Source organism: Variovorax paradoxus, assembly GCF_022009635.1.
Classification (GTDB): domain Bacteria; phylum Pseudomonadota; class Gammaproteobacteria; order Burkholderiales; family Burkholderiaceae_C; genus Variovorax.
In genome coordinates, this window is the sequence record NZ_CP091716.1 from 1,353,976 (window position 1) to 1,369,459 (window position 15,484).

16 protein-coding genes are annotated in these 15,484 nt (G+C 58.6%); all 16 read left to right on the forward strand.

Annotation, left to right across the window (positions count from 1 at the left end; translation table 11 throughout):
* Positions 1 to 53 precede the first annotated feature (53 nt).
* The 16 genes from rfbB (at position 54) to L3V85_RS06430 (ending at position 15,483) form a co-directional block, all read left to right on the forward strand.
* A complete protein-coding gene (rfbB, locus tag L3V85_RS06355) occupies positions 54 to 1,124 on the forward strand; it encodes a dTDP-glucose 4,6-dehydratase (protein ID WP_237678540.1) in 1,071 nt (356 codons plus the stop codon).
* A complete protein-coding gene (gene rfbD / locus L3V85_RS06360) occupies positions 1,121 to 2,011 on the forward strand; it encodes a dTDP-4-dehydrorhamnose reductase (RefSeq protein ID WP_237678541.1) in 891 nt (296 codons plus the stop codon). The genes rfbB and rfbD overlap by 4 nt, the downstream gene beginning before the upstream one ends.
* A 20-nt stretch (positions 2,012 to 2,031) precedes the next feature.
* Positions 2,032 to 2,919 carry a glucose-1-phosphate thymidylyltransferase RfbA gene (rfbA, locus tag L3V85_RS06365; protein ID WP_237678542.1) on the forward strand — a complete coding sequence of 296 codons (888 nt, stop codon included), beginning with the start codon at positions 2,032 to 2,034 and terminating at the stop codon, positions 2,917 to 2,919.
* Positions 2,916 to 3,464 carry a dTDP-4-dehydrorhamnose 3,5-epimerase gene (rfbC, locus tag L3V85_RS06370; RefSeq protein ID WP_237678543.1) on the forward strand — a complete coding sequence of 183 codons (549 nt, stop codon included), beginning with the start codon at positions 2,916 to 2,918 and terminating at the stop codon, positions 3,462 to 3,464. The genes rfbA and rfbC overlap by 4 nt, the downstream gene beginning before the upstream one ends.
* 158 nt (positions 3,465 to 3,622) lie before the next feature.
* Positions 3,623 to 5,272: a glycosyltransferase family 61 protein gene (locus tag L3V85_RS06375; protein ID WP_237678544.1), complete on the forward strand. Its 1,650-nt coding sequence runs from the start codon at positions 3,623 to 3,625 to the stop codon at positions 5,270 to 5,272.
* A 17-nt stretch (positions 5,273 to 5,289) separates the two neighbouring features.
* Complete coding sequence (locus L3V85_RS06380; protein WP_237678545.1) at positions 5,290 to 5,727, forward strand: sugar 3,4-ketoisomerase; 438 nt, start codon at positions 5,290 to 5,292, stop codon at positions 5,725 to 5,727.
* A 4-nt stretch (positions 5,728 to 5,731) separates the two neighbouring features.
* Positions 5,732 to 6,832 (forward strand): DegT/DnrJ/EryC1/StrS family aminotransferase, encoded by a 1,101-nt coding sequence (locus L3V85_RS06385; protein WP_237678546.1) that lies wholly within the window; start codon positions 5,732 to 5,734, stop codon positions 6,830 to 6,832.
* A gap of 14 nt (positions 6,833 to 6,846) precedes the next feature.
* Positions 6,847 to 7,791, forward strand: coding sequence for a glycosyltransferase family 2 protein (locus L3V85_RS06390; RefSeq protein ID WP_237678547.1), 945 nt, complete (start codon positions 6,847 to 6,849; stop codon positions 7,789 to 7,791).
* Positions 7,792 to 8,037: 246 nt separating this feature from the next.
* Positions 8,038 to 9,810 carry a glycosyltransferase family 61 protein gene (locus L3V85_RS06395; protein WP_237678548.1) on the forward strand — a complete coding sequence of 591 codons (1,773 nt, stop codon included), beginning with the start codon at positions 8,038 to 8,040 and terminating at the stop codon, positions 9,808 to 9,810.
* A 22-nt stretch (positions 9,811 to 9,832) separates the two neighbouring features.
* The gene (locus L3V85_RS06400; RefSeq protein WP_237678549.1) at positions 9,833 to 10,939 is read left to right on the forward strand and encodes a DegT/DnrJ/EryC1/StrS family aminotransferase; all 1,107 of its coding nucleotides are present in this window, start codon (positions 9,833 to 9,835) and stop codon (positions 10,937 to 10,939) included.
* A gap of 28 nt (positions 10,940 to 10,967) precedes the next feature.
* Complete coding sequence (locus L3V85_RS06405) at positions 10,968 to 11,666, forward strand: WbqC family protein (protein WP_237678550.1); 699 nt, start codon at positions 10,968 to 10,970, stop codon at positions 11,664 to 11,666.
* A 2-nt stretch (positions 11,667 to 11,668) separates the two neighbouring features.
* Entirely contained in the window at positions 11,669 to 12,631 is a 963-nt protein-coding gene (locus L3V85_RS06410; RefSeq protein ID WP_237678551.1) for a hypothetical protein, read from the forward strand.
* A 3-nt stretch (positions 12,632 to 12,634) separates the two neighbouring features.
* On the forward strand, positions 12,635 to 13,597 hold the full coding sequence (locus tag L3V85_RS06415) for a hypothetical protein (RefSeq protein WP_237678552.1): 963 nt from the start codon (positions 12,635 to 12,637) through the stop codon (positions 13,595 to 13,597).
* Positions 13,594 to 14,064, forward strand: a complete 471-nt coding sequence (locus L3V85_RS06420) for a GNAT family N-acetyltransferase (protein WP_237678553.1) — start codon at positions 13,594 to 13,596, stop codon at positions 14,062 to 14,064. The genes L3V85_RS06415 and L3V85_RS06420 overlap by 4 nt, the downstream gene beginning before the upstream one ends.
* Entirely contained in the window at positions 14,054 to 14,806 is a 753-nt protein-coding gene (locus L3V85_RS06425) for a class I SAM-dependent methyltransferase (RefSeq protein WP_237678554.1), read from the forward strand. Before L3V85_RS06420 ends, L3V85_RS06425 begins: the two co-directional genes overlap by 11 nt.
* Complete coding sequence (locus L3V85_RS06430) at positions 14,803 to 15,483, forward strand: glycosyltransferase family 2 protein (protein WP_237678555.1); 681 nt, start codon at positions 14,803 to 14,805, stop codon at positions 15,481 to 15,483. Before L3V85_RS06425 ends, L3V85_RS06430 begins: the two co-directional genes overlap by 4 nt.
* Position 15,484: the final 1 nt, after the last annotated feature.

Genomic DNA, 15,484 nt, shown 5'->3' on the forward strand with positions numbered 1-15,484 from the left:
CCGGAAGACTGTCATAAGGCGGTCAATAGACAAGTCTTTTCGCGGGAGACCCCATGATTCTGGTAACCGGCGGCGCCGGTTTTATTGGCGCCAATTTTGTACTCGACTGGATCGTTCGGAACGACGAGCCGGTCGTCAATCTCGACAAGCTCACCTATGCCGGCAACCTGGAGACCCTTGCGTCCCTGAAGGGCAATCCGAAGCATATCTTCGTGCAAGGCGATATAGGTGACAGCGCACTGATCGACCGCCTGCTGGCCGAACACAAGCCGCGTGCGGTGGTGAACTTTGCAGCGGAGTCGCACGTCGACCGCTCGATTCATGGCCCTGAAGATTTCGTGCAGACCAACGTGCTCGGCACCTTTCGCCTGCTCGAATCGGTGCGGGGCTTCTGGAGCGCGCTGCCGGCCGACCAGAAAGCCGCCTTCCGTTTCCTGCACGTGTCGACAGACGAGGTCTACGGCTCGCTGTCAAAGACCGACCCGGCCTTCACCGAGGAAAACAAGTACGAGCCAAACAGCCCGTACTCGGCCAGCAAGGCTGCCAGCGATCATCTGGTGCGCGCTTGGCATCACACCTACGGCCTGCCGGTGCTGACGACCAATTGCTCGAACAACTACGGTCCGTTCCATTTTCCCGAGAAGCTGATCCCCCTGATGATCGTCAACGCGCTGGCCGGCAAGAGCCTGCCCGTATATGGCGACGGTATGCAGGTGCGTGACTGGCTTTATGTGAAGGACCACTGCAGCGCCATTCGCCGCGTGCTTGAGGCCGGCCGCTTGGGCGAGACCTACAACGTGGGCGGCTGGAACGAGAAGCCGAACATCGAGATCGTGAACACGGTTTGCGCGCTGCTGGACGAGTTGCGTCCCCGCGCCGACGGCAAGCCATACAAGGAGCAGATCACCTACGTCACCGACCGCCCGGGCCATGATCGCCGCTACGCGATCGACGCGCGCAAGCTGGAGCGGGAGCTGCGCTGGAAGCCGGCCGAGACTTTTGACACCGGCATCCGCAAGACCGTGGAGTGGTATTTGGCGAACGGCGACTGGGTGAGCAACGTGCAAAGCGGCGCGTATCGCGAGTGGGTGGAGAAGCAGTACGACGCGAAGGCTTCCGCATGAAGTTGCTGTTGCTTGGCAAAGACGGGCAGGTTGGTTGGGAACTGCAGCGCAGCTTGGCTTCGCTGGGTGAGCTGATCGCGCTCGGCTCTGCCAGCACCGACTTTCATGCCGATTTCAGCAGCCCTGAGCAGTTGGCGGACACCGTAATGAAAGTGCGGCCTGACGTCATCGTCAATGCCGCGGCTCACACTGCTGTCGACAAGGCCGAAAGCGAGCCTGACTTCGCTCGAAAGCTCAATGCCACGGCGCCCGGTGTGCTTGCGGATGCCGCGCAGCGCGTAGGTGCGCTGATCGTGCACTACTCCACCGACTATGTGTTCGATGGAAGCGGGAGCGCTCCCTGGAAGGAGTCCGATGCCACCGGCCCCCTTAGCGCCTACGGCCGTACCAAGCTCGAAGGCGAGCAACTGGTAGCCGGCAACTGCGCCAGGCACCTTATTTTTCGAACGAGCTGGGTGTATGCGGCGCGGGGCGGAAATTTCGCAAAGACCATGCTGCGGCTTGCCAAAGAGCGTGACCGACTCACCGTAATCAACGACCAGTTTGGTGCGCCGACGGGGGCCGAATTGCTTGCCGATATCACGGCGCATGCCATTCGGGCTACTTTGAAGGATGTCGCGAAGACCGGCATTTACCACGCGGTGGCGAGTGGGGAGACCTCTTGGCACGGCTATGCACGCTTCGTTCTTGAGCAGGCCCGGCAGGCCGGCGTAGAGCTCAAGGCGCCGCCGGAAGCCGTGGAGGCTGTTCCGACCAGCGCATTTCCAACACCTGCGACGCGGCCGCACAACTCGCGTCTCGACACCACGAAGCTGCAAGCCACTTTCGATCTGACCATGCCTCCTTGGCAAAACGGTGTGGCACGCATGCTGCGCGAAACGCTCTGACTCACTCGCAAAGAACAAATATGACGCAACGCAAAGGCATCATCCTCGCAGGCGGCTCGGGCACCCGGCTGCATCCCGCGACGCTCGCCATGAGCAAGCAACTGCTCCCGGTGTACGACAAGCCGATGATCTACTACCCGCTGAGCACGTTGATGCTCGGCGGCATGCGCGACATCCTGATCATCAGCACGCCACAGGACACCCCCCGCTTTCAGCAACTGCTGGGCGACGGTAGCCAGTGGGGCATCAATCTCCAGTACGCCGTTCAGCCGAGCCCCGACGGTCTGGCGCAGGCTTTCATCATCGGTGACAAGTTCGTCGGCAATGCCCCCAGCGCCCTCGTGCTTGGCGACAACATTTTCTATGGGCACGACTTCGCACAATTGCTCGGCGATGCCGACGAGCAGAAGGCCGGGGCAACCGTGTTTGCTTATCACGTCCATGACCCGGAGCGCTATGGCGTGGTGGCTTTCGATGCGCAGGGCAAGGCCAGCAGCATCGAGGAAAAACCGTTGAAGCCCAAAAGCAACTACGCCGTGACGGGGCTTTATTTCTACGACAACCAGGTCATCGATATTGCGAAAGCGGTGAAGCCGAGCGCCCGTGGTGAACTCGAAATTACCGCAGTCAATCAAGCCTACCTCGATCTTGGTCAATTGAATGTCCAGATCATGCAGCGCGGCTACGCCTGGCTAGACACCGGCACGCACGAGAGCTTGCTCGAGGCGGGGCAGTTCATTGCAACGCTGGAGCATCGGCAGGGGCTCAAGATCGCCTGTCCGGAAGAAATTGCGTGGCGCCACGGCTTCATCGATAGCGAGCAGCTTGCCAGGCTTGCCGCACCGCTTCAGAAAAACGGCTACGGCAAATACCTCAACCACCTGCTGGCCGAGGGAGTGCGTTCATGAAGGTCACGCGGACGGCCATTGCAGATGTGCTGCTGATCGAGCCCACTGTTTTTGGCGATGCCCGGGGTTTTTTCTTCGAAAGCTTCAACCAGAAGGCGTTCGATGAGGCGGTCGGCGCGCATGTCGAGTTTGTCCAGGACAATCATTCGCGCTCGACCAAAGGGGTGTTGCGCGGGTTGCACTATCAGCTGCAGCAGCCGCAAGGCAAGCTTGTGCGCGTGGTGCGCGGTGCGGTTTTCGATGTTGCCGTGGACATCCGCAAGTCATCGCCCACCTTCGGCCAATGGGTCGGAAGTGAACTGTCCGAAGAGAACCACACGCAATTGTGGGTTCCTCCGGGGCTGGCCCACGGATTCCTGGTGCTCAGCGACTCCGCCGACTTTCTCTACAAGACGACGGACTACTATGCGCCGAAGCATGAACGGTGCATTGCATGGAACGACGAGACGTTGTCGATTGCCTGGCCGGATATCGGTGTGGCACCCAAGCTGTCAGCAAAGGATGCTGCGGCACCGACCTTTGCCTTGGCCGAGCTGGGCGAATAGGTCGCCATCCGACAACGGTCCGAATTCCTGATGCTTGAGCGGGCATCAGTGCTTGCCCACTTTTGAGAATCTTCAAGAAATGACGAAACGCCTTGACTCTGCTGCACCCATCGGGCGCAAGTGCCTCTGCGGTTCGCTGTTTCTCAGGAGTCTCACCAGTGTCTGAAGGCGGCGAGGTCGTGAGTAGTTTGCCAATCAAGGAGAAGGCCAGGCGCCTCTACAGGGCTGCCAAGGGAGCATTCCGCAAGCGAGTGCCAAGAAAGGTGCCCTCCCTCGCGCTGCTTTTTGACGCGGGCTGGTATGCAAAGGGGCTTGGGAAAAAGGCAGTTCTCGAGAACCCGCTCGACCATTATCTGAAGGTCGGGTTCATGACAGGGGATCCCAACCCCATGTTCGATACGGCGTGGTACGTGGCGCGGCACCCTGAGTTGCGTTCAGGCCGGAAAAATCCGTTCGTTCATTATTTCGAAATAGGTGAGCGTGCCGGTGATCCGCCGAGCCCTCGATTCGATCCAAAGTGGTATTTGGAGAAATATCCGGATGTTGCCGCGACGAGGGCGAGCCCTCTGGCGCATTTCTTGAGATTTGGTGCTGCCGAAGGGCGGCTTCCCAAGCGGCCCGCGCACTTTGATTCTTGGGCGGCACTCTCTGGTTATTTGGCCGAATTGCCGCCAACGTTGGCGGCCGTGCCTTGCTCGATCGAGCTACCCGTGCGTGCCATGGGTTCCTTGGAAACCCTGCAGGAAGGTGGCAATGCCCGAGATATTTTCCGGGTGGCCGGTGGATTCTGCGAAGGGTTGAATGGTGCGCCGGATTACCCGCCGAGTGCATATGTTGCGCGGATAGAAAAATCGATGCTGCTTGCCGGCACACGCTACCTTGTTGCTCCTTCCGGATTTTTGCTGCATGACGAAAATGCGCATTTCCTTGCGCAGCCGGATGTCGCCGTCAAATACAAAAAGGCAACGCGCTCTGCAACTTCTGGCCAACTGAACTTGGAAGCAATGCTGCGCCAGGGCGCATGGGTCGAGTCCGGCTTGAATGTCATGCATGAGTATGAAAATAATTATTTTCATTTCATTGCAGAAACATTGCCACGGATGATTCTGGCGGAAGAAGCCGGAGTTCCGCCTACAGTGCCATTTCTCGTGACGGGCGACCTTCATCCCAATATCGAAAAGCTTTTCGACATTTCCAATACTGCGCGCAGACCCGTCATCGCCTTGGAGAAGGGGACACTGTATCGAGTGGAGGAGATGTACTATCCCTCCGATCTCACATCGGTCATTGATGCATACGAGGGTGGCCGCGCAGCTCGGCAAACCGGTCTTGATGTAGGTCGTATTCGCATGGCCATTGATCGTTGCAAACAGCGCTTCCCGGTTGGCGCAATCGCTGGGAAGCGAAGGATTTTTGCCAGTCGCAACGGAAGTTACCGAAATTTATTGAATCAAAAGCAGATTGAAAATCGCCTGCTGAAAATTGGTTTTGAAATCGTATGCGCCGATGAGTTGGATCTCGAGGAGCAAATTCGAATATTTCAGGATGCCGAGATGGTAGTGGGCTCGACGGGAGCGCAGATGAGCAATATGGTTTGGTGTCGACCGGGCACTCGCGTGCTTGTGCTGGCATCCGACCACCCAAGTCACCAACTCTACTTCTGGGAGCTTCTGGGGCGGGTGTCCGGTGCGGCGGTGACGATTTTGCAAGGGCCACGTGCAAACGCGCGAGACGATATTTACAGCTTACACGATGATTATTATGTCGACGAAGGTGCCGTGGTCGCGGCAATCTCGCGCATAAAATAATGAGCAAGGGAACGACGATGAAAGAGACTAGAAAATTCGGGACATCCCTGTCTGATGCGGTTGAATTGATCGACTTGGAGCGCTTGAGCGATCCAAGAGGAAATTTGACCTTCATCGAGGGCGGTCGGCACATTCCCTTTGATGTCCAGCGTGTGTACTATTTGTACGATGTTCCGGCGGGGGAAGCCCGCGGAGGGCATGCACATCACAATCTCCAGCAATTGATCATTGCAGTAGCCGGCAGTTTTGATGTCATTCTGGACAATGGCTTCGAGAGAAAAACCGTGACCTGCAATCGTCCCTTCCAGGGGATTTTAATGAAATCCCTGGTTTGGCGAGAATTGAATAATTTTTCTTCGGGTGCTGTCTGCCTGGTGCTGGCATCCATGAAATACGAAGAGTCCGATTACATCCGAAATTACGAAGATTTCATTTCTGTTGCGCGAAAAGGATAATCCCATGATTCCGTTTTTTGATATTCACGCCGGCCACGCCGAAATGGCCGATGACTTCACGCAGGCCTTTTCGAAGGTCATGAAGAGCGGCCATGTGATCATGGGTGGTGAACTCGTTGCCTTCGAAAATGAATTCGCTGCCTATTGCGGCGCGAAGCACTGCATTGGCGTGGGCAACGGTCTCGACGCGCTCGCGCTGACGTTGCGCGCGCGCGGCATCAAGGCCGGAGACGAGGTGCTTGTGCCCTCGCAGACCTTCATTGCAACCTGGCTGGGTGTCTCGATGGTTGGGGCAACGCCCGTTCCGGTCGAGATCGATCCGGCAACGTACCTTCTCGATCCCGCGCGCATCAAGGAGAAGTTGACCAGCCGTACCAAGGCGATCATTCCAGTGCACCTGTACGGGCTGCCCGCAGCGATGGACGCGATCAACGAGATCGCCCGCCCGCTCGGCATCTTCGTGTTCGAGGATGCGGCGCAAGCCCACGGTGCCACGCACAACGGCAAGCGGACTGGCGTCCTTGGCGATGCAGCCGCCTTCAGCTTTTACCCGACCAAAAATCTGGGTGCCATGGGCGACGCCGGTGCCGTGGTCACCAACGACGATGCGCTTGCTGGCGAACTGCGCATGTTGCGAAACTATGGCTCCAGCCAGAAGTATGTGCATGAAGTTGCCGGTGTGAATTCCCGGCTCGACGAATTGCAGGCTGCGCTCTTGCGCACGAAGCTTGGCCGGCTCGATGCCTGGAACGAGCAGCGCCGTGCGCTGGCGGCGCGCTATTCCGAGGGACTGCGCGGAGTGGGCGACATTCGCATTCCGCATGTGCCTAGCGACAGCACGCACGTCTATCACCTCTACGTGATCAGCACCGGCCGCCGTGCGGAACTGTCGGCGCACCTGACGGCGCAAGGCATCCAGACATTGGTCCACTATCCCATTCCGCCGCACGTGCAAGGGGCCTATGCCGAGCTCGGCTTGCCCGCGGACAGCCTTCCCCTGGCAACCGCGGCAGCCAACGAAACCTTGTCTCTGCCGATCTGGCCGCAAATGCAGCCTGAGCAGGTTGACGCGGTGGTGGCTCAGATCCGCAAGTTCTTTGCATAGGTCAAGCAACGTCAATGCCCTTGCCGCTGGTCAGTGTCGTCATCCCCATCTTCAACCAAGCCAAGTTTGTTGTTGAGACAGTGGGCAGCGCCGTTCGGCAGACCTATCGGAACCTGCAGGTCATCGTCGTGGACGATGGGTCTACCGACAACGGGCCGGAGCTGCTCGAGGCTGAGTTCGGCGAGCAGATCGTTCTGCTGAGACAGAAGAATGCGGGGCCTTCGGCCGCGATCAACACTGGTCTGGCCGCGGCTACCGGCTCGTTCATCGCGCTGCTGGGGGGGGATGATCTTTGCGTTGAGGACCGGATTGACGTGCAATTGGAAATCATGCGGACGACGCCGCATGACATTGTCTTTTCCAAGCCTTTCCTGATCGACGAAGGCGGGAAACCAATGGACGATGCGAGTTTTCCGGTGTTCTTCAACAGTTCGCCAATCCCGTCGATGTTGCGGGCGTTGGTTCTGCAAGGCAATTTTCTGTGCGCACCTACGGCGTTCATGCGCCGAGAAGCCGTGCAGAGCTTGGGGGTCTTCCGGCCCGGGCTGGTGCAACTGCAGGACTACGACTACTGGTTGAGAGCCGCGGCAGCGGGTATGAGCCTTGCCGAATTGGGTCCTCGCGTGGTCCGTTACCGTCGCCACTCTGGCAACCTGTCCTTGCAGGGGGGGAGCGTGGCTTCGGCCGCGGAGACGGTTCCGGTCATTAAGACCGTGCTCGAAACTGGTATGCCGGAAGAGCTTCGACGCGCCTTTCCCTATTTCTTTGAGCCCGTGGCAGACAGTTCAGTGCCACTGACCTCGTTCGACAAGGCCAGTCTGCTGTTGTCGCACCCCCGGGACGAACTGCGCATGGCGGGCCTCGAGTACGCCATTGCGCTGGCAGAGGATCCGTCGTTCATCGCAAAGGCAAGTCGACTGGGCCTGAATCTCAACCGATTAGCTCAGAAATCTTTGTGACAATCGTAAAATTTGCCCGATTCTCGTGAATGCGGATGCACTCTGCGAGAGCATGAATCCGTCTGATTGAAAGCTCCACGGCGTGCGTTCCCGGTGCTCAAGAGGAGCCATCGGTTCAGCGGGGAAATCCTGCTTCATTTGCAGAAATCAAATCTCTGCAGACCTTGAGTCGCTTTTCTGCATTCGCGCAGCGCCAGTATCGACGCCGCACCGGACCTCTCCCAACTCAGGAATAAATCCTTTCCGATGCTGTCCAGAATAATTCAAACCGTTGCGCGCAAGCTTAGAGGTGCAGAGGCTGTGCCTGGAAGAGCCGTTGCAGAGCCGGCTCCGATTGCGCCGGCCAACGAGGCGGTGGCTGTATCGCCCCCGATCGACATCTATGCCGAGCATGCCAAGTGGATGGCGCTTGCAGGCCAGCGTGATTTCGACGGTGCCATCGAGCTTTGCCTTTCGACCATCAAGGCTCCGGATACAAGCTTCGTGGCATCGCTGTTTCTGGGCTACGCTTATTTCCAGAGCGGAAGGCCCTCTGAAGCGCAACGGCATCTCATTCCGGCTGTGGCCTTGAATGCAGGTGACTTCTACGCAAATCTGCTGCTCGCGCACGTCGAGAAGGCCTTGGGTGCGCCTCGAGAGGCCCTCGCCAGGTACATGACCTGCTGCACCCTGGATGCGGCATCGGTCGTCGAACCCTTCGAGGCGGCCATGGATATTGCGCTGCCGATGCGTGAGGCGGAGGAGGGGGAGGCGCTCTCGACGCTTTTCGACAAGCTCCATGCCGCGGACAAGCTCCCGGATCCGTTGGTGTTGAAGTTCCTGTTCTTCTGGCGGCGAGATGCCGACCTCGTCGGCTTGCTGGTCCGGGCTGAAGAGGCGGGGAAGCCGAAAGCATCGTTCCGTCACGTCCGTACCGTGCAGGACTGGGCGTTGGCACATGGCGAGAACTATGTGAGCCTGGGCGAGCCGGTTTCTATTCGGCTGGTTACGCCAACGGAGACGTACCGCGACGCTCCCAAGGAGAAGCATGTGCTGGGCAGCGCTCCATACATTGCCGAAGTGCGTAATGCAAGCATCGTGGGTAACTCGAGCCTCATCTACGCCGGGGATGCGGACGTGTTGTCGGACGTGTTGGCGCATCCGCTTTACGGTGAACAAGTCAGTCTCGCCTACGACAAGACCGTGATTGCGCAACGGTCCGATGCCCTGTTGCTCGCGCAGCAGGGTGCCAGTGAAAGACTTGACGAAGGAATCATGCTCTCGGGACTTGCGAGCAATGCCTATGGCCACTGGTTTGCCGAATTTCTTCCGAAGCTGCGCTACTTTGAAAGAAACCCGCGGTTCGAACAGTTGCCGATCATTGTCGACGCAGGCATGCCGCAATCGCATTTCGACTTTCTGGCGGCACTTGTTGGAAACCCGTTGCATCGAATCGAAAGTGGCCAAGTGCTGGAAGTGGGGTGCCTCCATGTTGCGCCGACCACCACATTCTTTCCCGTGGAATTGTTCAGGGATCATGGTGTTCCGCCCGAACATCAGGCCTCGTGGAGCGCCGAGTCCATGCAATACATCAAGGACAGGATCGCCAAAGGTCGGAAGCTTCCTGGCCAGCGCTCGCGCCGCTTGTTTCTTTCGCGAAAAAACAGCAGCTGGCGGCTGCTGCGCAACGAGAGCGAACTCATCGAAGACCTGCAGTCGATGGGGTTCGAGACGGTCTTCATGGAAGAACTCGACTTCGAGCATCAAGTGCGGACCTTCGGCGAAGCGGAATTCGTCGTGGCGCCGAACGGTTCCGCGCTGAACAGCCTCATCTTCGCTGCGCCAGAGGTCAAGGCCTTGATCCTGGGGCAGCAGAACAGCTTCAATTGGGGCGGCTGGCTGGGGCCGATGCTCGATCTCGGGTTCAATCCCGAATTCCTTGAAGGCGAGGCTGTGGAGAGCACGGACTTCAAGCATTCCGACTACGTTGTTTCCGTCGCAAAAGTGCACGCTAAAGTGCACGAGATGCTGCATTCTTGACGCTCAGAAATCAAAAGACCCCATGAACAAGCCTCTCTACGTCACTCAGCCGTATCTGCCGCCGCTGGACGAATTCCTGCCTTACCTGCAGCAGATCTGGGACAACAAGATTCTGACGAATGGCGGTCCGTTTCATCAGGAACTGGAAAAGGCGCTTTGCGAGTACCTGGGTGTCGAACACATAGCGCTCTTCACCAACGGCACCATCGCATTGGTCACGGCGCTTCAGTCGCTGCGGATCACTGGCGAGGTGATCACCACGCCGTACTCGTTCGTTGCCACATCGCACTCTCTTCTTTGGAACGGCATCAAGCCCGTCTTTGCCGACGTTGACCCGCATACGCTGAATCTGGACCCTAAGCGGATCGAAGCGCTCATTACCCCGCAGACGACGGCGATCATGCCGGTTCATTGCTACGGGCATCCCTGCGACACCCGTGCGATCCAGGCGATTGCGGACAACTACAACCTGCGCGTGATCTACGACGCGGCGCATGCATTCGGCGTGCAAGACGAGAGCGGCAGCATTCTCAATCACGGAGACATGTCGGTATTGAGCTTTCACGCCACGAAGGTCTTCAATACGTTCGAGGGCGGTGCAATCATCTGCAAGGACGCGACCACCAAGACCCGCATCGATCAACTGAAGAATTTCGGTCACGTCGGAGAGGTGACGGTCGTTGCGCCGGGCATCAATGGGAAGATGAGCGAGTTCAATGCGGCGCTCGGACTGCTGCAGCTGAAGCACTTGCACAAGGCGCTGGACCTGAGGCGCGCCATTGACGCCGCGTATCGACGATTGCTGGAAGATGTGCCGGGCATCGTGTGCCTGGCGGACGCGGGTGAGACTGTGGCCAACTACGCCTATTTCCCGATTCTCGTGGGACCGGAGTTCCGCCTTTCTCGCGACGGGCTCTACGAGCATCTCAAGGCGAACGGCATCCATCCTCGCCGGTATTTCTACCCGCTCATTTCCGAGTTCCCGATGTACAGGGGGCTGCCGACGGCAAGCCGCGATCACCTGCCGAACGCCAGCCGCGCAGCGGAGCGCATTCTTTGCCTGCCGATCTATCCGGACCTCGAGATGTCGCAGGTCGAGCGAATCGTCAGTCTGATCGCGGCGGCATGAGCACGGTGTTGAACTGGATGGAGCGACGATGAAAGTCGGGATCATGCAGCCCTACTTTCTGCCGTACATCGGGTACTTCCAGCTGATCGCTGCGGTGGACCTCTTCGTGGTTTACGACAACATCAAGTACACGAAGAAGGGCTGGATCAACCGCAACCGGCTGCTGCAGAACGGCACGGACGCGGTGTTTTCGCTGCCACTGAAAAAAGATTCCGATGCGCTGGACGTCCGGGAGCGCGAGTTGGCCGCAGATTTCAACAGGCAGAAGCTGCTGAACCAGTTCATTGGCTCTTATCGCGCAGCGCCGTATTTCGAGCAGGGCATTGAACTGGCCCGCGATCTGGTGATGAGCGAGGAGACGAACCTGTTTCGTTATCTCCATGCGTCGATAGTGGCAACCTGCAAATACCTCGGTATTGAAACGCGCATCGAAATCTCGTCGCGAGTACCCGCCGACCACGAACTGAAGGGCGAAGATCGCGTGCTGTCGATCTGCGCAGCCTGCAACGCCGATACCTACATCAACACCATCGGCGGCCTCGAGCTCTATTCGCGCGAGCGCTTCGCGAGCCAAAACATTGTGTTGCAGTTCATTCGCTCGAAGCCGTTCGAATACAGGCAGTTCGGCGCGCCATTCGTGCCTTGGTTGTCGATGATCGACGTCATCATGTTCAACCCCGTCGACGAGATCAAGGACTCGTTGCTAACCAAATTCGAATTGATTTGAAGATGTTCACTTGGAAAAAATGGGGCAAGATTTTCAGCCCGGGCGAACAGCATGGTCGTGAATGGATGAATGAATTCGCGCAGGCACCCGCGACGCTTTTGTTCGATGATTTCGTGCGGGTGTACTTCTCGTGCCGTCCGAAGGCGGACGCAAAGGGGCAATACGTCAGCTACTCGGCGTTTCTCGATCTGGATCGCCGCGATCTGCGAAAGGTCGTGAATATCAGCCAGAACCCGATCCTCCCGCTGGGCCCATTGGGTGCGTTCGACGAGTTCGGTATCTATCCCGTGTCGGTCGCAAGGGATGGAGATGAGGTTCGTGCCTATTACGCAGGATGGACGCGCTGCGAGTCGGTGCCTTTCAACGTGGCCATCGGTTGCGCCGTCAGCCGCGACAACGGCGAAACATTCACCAAATTGGGCGCGGGACCCGTGATCGGCTACTCGCCCAACGAGCCTTTCGTGATGAGCGGGCCCAAGATCCGGCGCTTCAACGGCAAGTGGTACCTCTGGTACATCGCCGGACGCAAGTGGAAGATGGTCGATGGCCGGGCCGAGCCCGTCTACAAGATCCGCATGGCCACCTCGGACGACGGGACGACGTGGCGAAAGGAAGACCGCGACCTGATCGAAAGCCGCATCGAGGAGGATGAGGCACAGGCCAGTCCCGACGTGTTTCATGCCAACGGGAAGTACCACATGTTCTTCTGCTACCGCTATAGCGCGGGCTATCGCGGAAAGACCTTCGGCTATCGGATCGGCTACGCCTACAGCGAAGACCTGCTTCACTGGGTGCGCGACGACAGCAAAGCGGGAATCGATGTCTCGGACACAGGCTGGGATTCCGAGATGGTGAGCTATCCGCATGTCTTCGAGGTCGACGGGAACACCTACATGGCTTACCTGGGCAATGGTGTGGGGCGTGAGGGTTTCGGTCTGGCCCTGCTGGACGGAAGGCTGGAGTAAGACATGGCGAAGCAATGGAAAAGACTTGGAAAGATCTTCGACCCGACGGCGCATGCGCTTCCCAACGGCTGTGTGCAGTTCGCCCAATCGCCGCAGACGCTGGTCTTCGATGACTTCGTGCGCATCTATTTCTCTACGCGTGCCGTCGATCCCAAGAACGGCAAGTTCCTGAGCCATGTGGCTTTCGTCGACATGGCTGCCGACCTGCGCACGGTCATTCGCGTCTCCGAGAAGCCGGTGATTCCGCTCGGCGAACTCGGCTGCTTCGATGAGCACGGCATATTTCCGATCAACATCGTGCGCGACGGTGGCGATATCTTCGCCTTCACTTGCGGTTGGAACCGCCGGGTGTCGGTCTCGGTCGACACGGCCGTCGGATTGGCGCAAAGCAGCGACAACGGTCTGACTTTCTCCAAGCTTGGCCACGGACCGGTCATGGGCGCGTCTTTGCACGAGCCGTGCCTGGTGGGCGATGCGTTCGTCCTGCCGATCGATGGTGTGTTTCACATGTGGTACATCTTCGGTACCGGCTGGAAGCAGTATCAGGACGGCGCGGCCCCTGACCGCACCTACAAGATCGGCCACGCCACATCGACGGACCGCGTCAACTGGACGAAGGAAGAGGCGAATCAGATCATTTCGGATCGCCTGGGCGTTGACGAGAGCCAGGCGTTGCCGACAGTGGTCAAGGTAGGCAGCCGGTTCCACATGTTCTTCTGCTACCGCCAGTCTTTCGATTTTCGCCAGACCAAGGGGCGGGGCTATGCAATCGGCCACGCCTATTCGGACGATCTTCAGAGTTGGGTCCGGAATGACGATGAGCCTGGCCTCGAGGTACCGGAAGGCGAATGGGATTCCGACATGCAGTGTTATCCGCACGCCTTCACGTTCCGGGACAAGACCTACCTTCTTTACAATGGCAACGAGTTCGGGCGCTACGGCTTCGGGCTCGCAGTGCTCGAATGACATCGGGGCAATTCGAACTCTCGGTCAATCGTGCCTCGGCTGCCGAAATCGTCCGGCATCTGCTGGAGTGCAGCGACAGTTTCAAGCCGCCCCTGGCTGCCCGCGTCGACATCGAGGCGTACAGCGCCAAGATTGCCGAAAACGCGGTTCGTTTCGAGGCCTGGGGCCTCGATGGCCGTCTCGTCGGGCTTGTCGCCGTGTACGAAAATGCGGGGCCGGACCTGTTTGTGACCAATGTCAGCGTAGCACCGGTATGCCGTGGCGCGGGTTTGGCACAGCGATTGTTTCAGCTTTGTTTTGCCCGTTTGGACGCACGGGGGCTCAAGCGCTTCAGGCTCGAAGTCAACGGTAATAGCGAGGCGGCTGTCCGCCTGTACGCCAGGATGGGCTTCGAGTCCGAATCCCGGACAGGCGACCTGATACACATGCAACGACCCGCGGTGAGCGGAGGAACAGATGAACACTGAACGCAACTACGACGCAGAAATCGCTGATACGGCGGACCATCAATACGCCTATGGCTTCGACTTCGACGTGATGCATCCCTACATGCTGCGGTCCTTCGAGCCGTTCATGAACCGGGCGGGCAGCGTGCTGGAACTGGGAAGTTTCAAGGGCGATTTCACGCGGCGGCTGACGAGCTACTTCGACGACATCACCTGCGTGGAAGCGTCGGATGTCGCCCTGACGGAAGCGAAGCGCAAGCTGGGCGACAAGATCGAGTTCATCCATTCGCGCTTCGAAACGGCCAAGCTGCCGCGTCGGTACAACAACATCGTGCTGACCCATGTGCTGGAGCATCTCGACGACCCCGTCGGCCTGCTCAAGCGCATCAACGATGAATGGCTGGCGGATGGCGGACGCTTCTTCCTGGTCTGTCCGAATGCCAACGCGCCTTCGCGGCAGATCGCCGTGAAGATGGGACTCATCACGCACAACGCGGCGGTCACGCCGGCGGAAGATCAGCACGGCCACCGCTGCACCTATTCGCTCGATACGCTGGAGCGTGACGCCGTGGCCGCCGGCCTGCGCGTCGTTCATCGCAGCGGCATCTTCTTCAAGGCGCTCGCGAACTTCCAGTGGGACCGCCTGCTGGCGACCGACATCATCTCGAAGGAGTACCTCGAGGGCTGCTATCAACTCGGGCAGGTCTATCCCGATCTTTGCTCCAGCATCTTCCTGATGTGCGAACGGGGACCGAGCAAATGAAGGTTTCGTTCGTCGTCGCCGTCTATCAGAACGAAGGCGCGATCTCCAAGACCTACGAGAAGATCAAGGGCGTGTTCGCTGATCAGTTGGCGGCGCATGCCTACGAGGTCATCTTCGTGGACGACGGCTCGACCGATGGGTCTCTCGCGGAGATACGTCAGCTTTGCGCGGCTGATCCGAACGTGAAGGGACTGACCTTCACGCGCAACTTCGGACAGATGGCCGCCATGCTGGCTGGCTTCAAGGAGGCCTCGGGCGACGCTGTCATCAACATCTCGGCCGATCTTCAGGACCCCGTGACGCTGATCCCCCAGATGGTCGATCAGTGGCTGGCCGGCTCGGAAATCGTCATTTGCCACCGCATCGAGCGTGAAGACAGCTGGCTCGCCAAAACCTATTCCCGCATGGCCTATGGAATGCTCCGCATGGCCATTCCGCAGATGCCTGCCGGCGGCTTCGATTTTGTGCTGATGGATCGACGGGTGATGGACGAATTCAACGCCATTGACGTGCGGCACCGATTCTTCCAGGGCGACCTGCTGTGGACAGGGTACCGAACGAGCTTCATTCCTTATGAGCGGCAGAAGCGAACCATCGGGAAGTCGCAGTACAACTTTGCCAAGAAGCTCAAGAATTTTCTGGATGCGATGCTCGATGCATCGTATTTGCCGATTTGAC

Excerpts from the sequence above, each read along its gene's own strand:
- rfbB (WP_237678540.1), top strand. The coding sequence starts at position 54 with ATGATTCTGGTAACCGGCGGCGCCGGTTTTATTGGCGCCAATTTTGTA.
- rfbD (WP_237678541.1), top strand. The coding sequence starts at position 1,121 with ATGAAGTTGCTGTTGCTTGGCAAAGACGGGCAGGTTGGTTGGGAACTG.
- rfbA (WP_237678542.1), top strand. The coding sequence starts at position 2,032 with ATGACGCAACGCAAAGGCATCATCCTCGCAGGCGGCTCGGGCACCCGG.
- rfbC (WP_237678543.1), top strand. The coding sequence starts at position 2,916 with ATGAAGGTCACGCGGACGGCCATTGCAGATGTGCTGCTGATCGAGCCC.
- L3V85_RS06380 (WP_237678545.1), top strand. The coding sequence starts at position 5,290 with ATGAAAGAGACTAGAAAATTCGGGACATCCCTGTCTGATGCGGTTGAA.
- L3V85_RS06385 (WP_237678546.1), top strand. The coding sequence starts at position 5,732 with ATGATTCCGTTTTTTGATATTCACGCCGGCCACGCCGAAATGGCCGAT.
- L3V85_RS06390 (WP_237678547.1), top strand. The coding sequence starts at position 6,847 with ATGCCCTTGCCGCTGGTCAGTGTCGTCATCCCCATCTTCAACCAAGCC.
- L3V85_RS06395 (WP_237678548.1), top strand. The coding sequence starts at position 8,038 with ATGCTGTCCAGAATAATTCAAACCGTTGCGCGCAAGCTTAGAGGTGCA.
- L3V85_RS06400 (WP_237678549.1), top strand. The coding sequence starts at position 9,833 with ATGAACAAGCCTCTCTACGTCACTCAGCCGTATCTGCCGCCGCTGGAC.
- L3V85_RS06405 (WP_237678550.1), top strand. The coding sequence starts at position 10,968 with ATGAAAGTCGGGATCATGCAGCCCTACTTTCTGCCGTACATCGGGTAC.
- L3V85_RS06410 (WP_237678551.1), top strand. The coding sequence starts at position 11,669 with ATGTTCACTTGGAAAAAATGGGGCAAGATTTTCAGCCCGGGCGAACAG.
- L3V85_RS06415 (WP_237678552.1), top strand. The coding sequence starts at position 12,635 with ATGGCGAAGCAATGGAAAAGACTTGGAAAGATCTTCGACCCGACGGCG.
- L3V85_RS06420 (WP_237678553.1), top strand. The coding sequence starts at position 13,594 with ATGACATCGGGGCAATTCGAACTCTCGGTCAATCGTGCCTCGGCTGCC.
- L3V85_RS06425 (WP_237678554.1), top strand. The coding sequence starts at position 14,054 with ATGAACACTGAACGCAACTACGACGCAGAAATCGCTGATACGGCGGAC.
- L3V85_RS06430 (WP_237678555.1), top strand. The coding sequence starts at position 14,803 with ATGAAGGTTTCGTTCGTCGTCGCCGTCTATCAGAACGAAGGCGCGATC.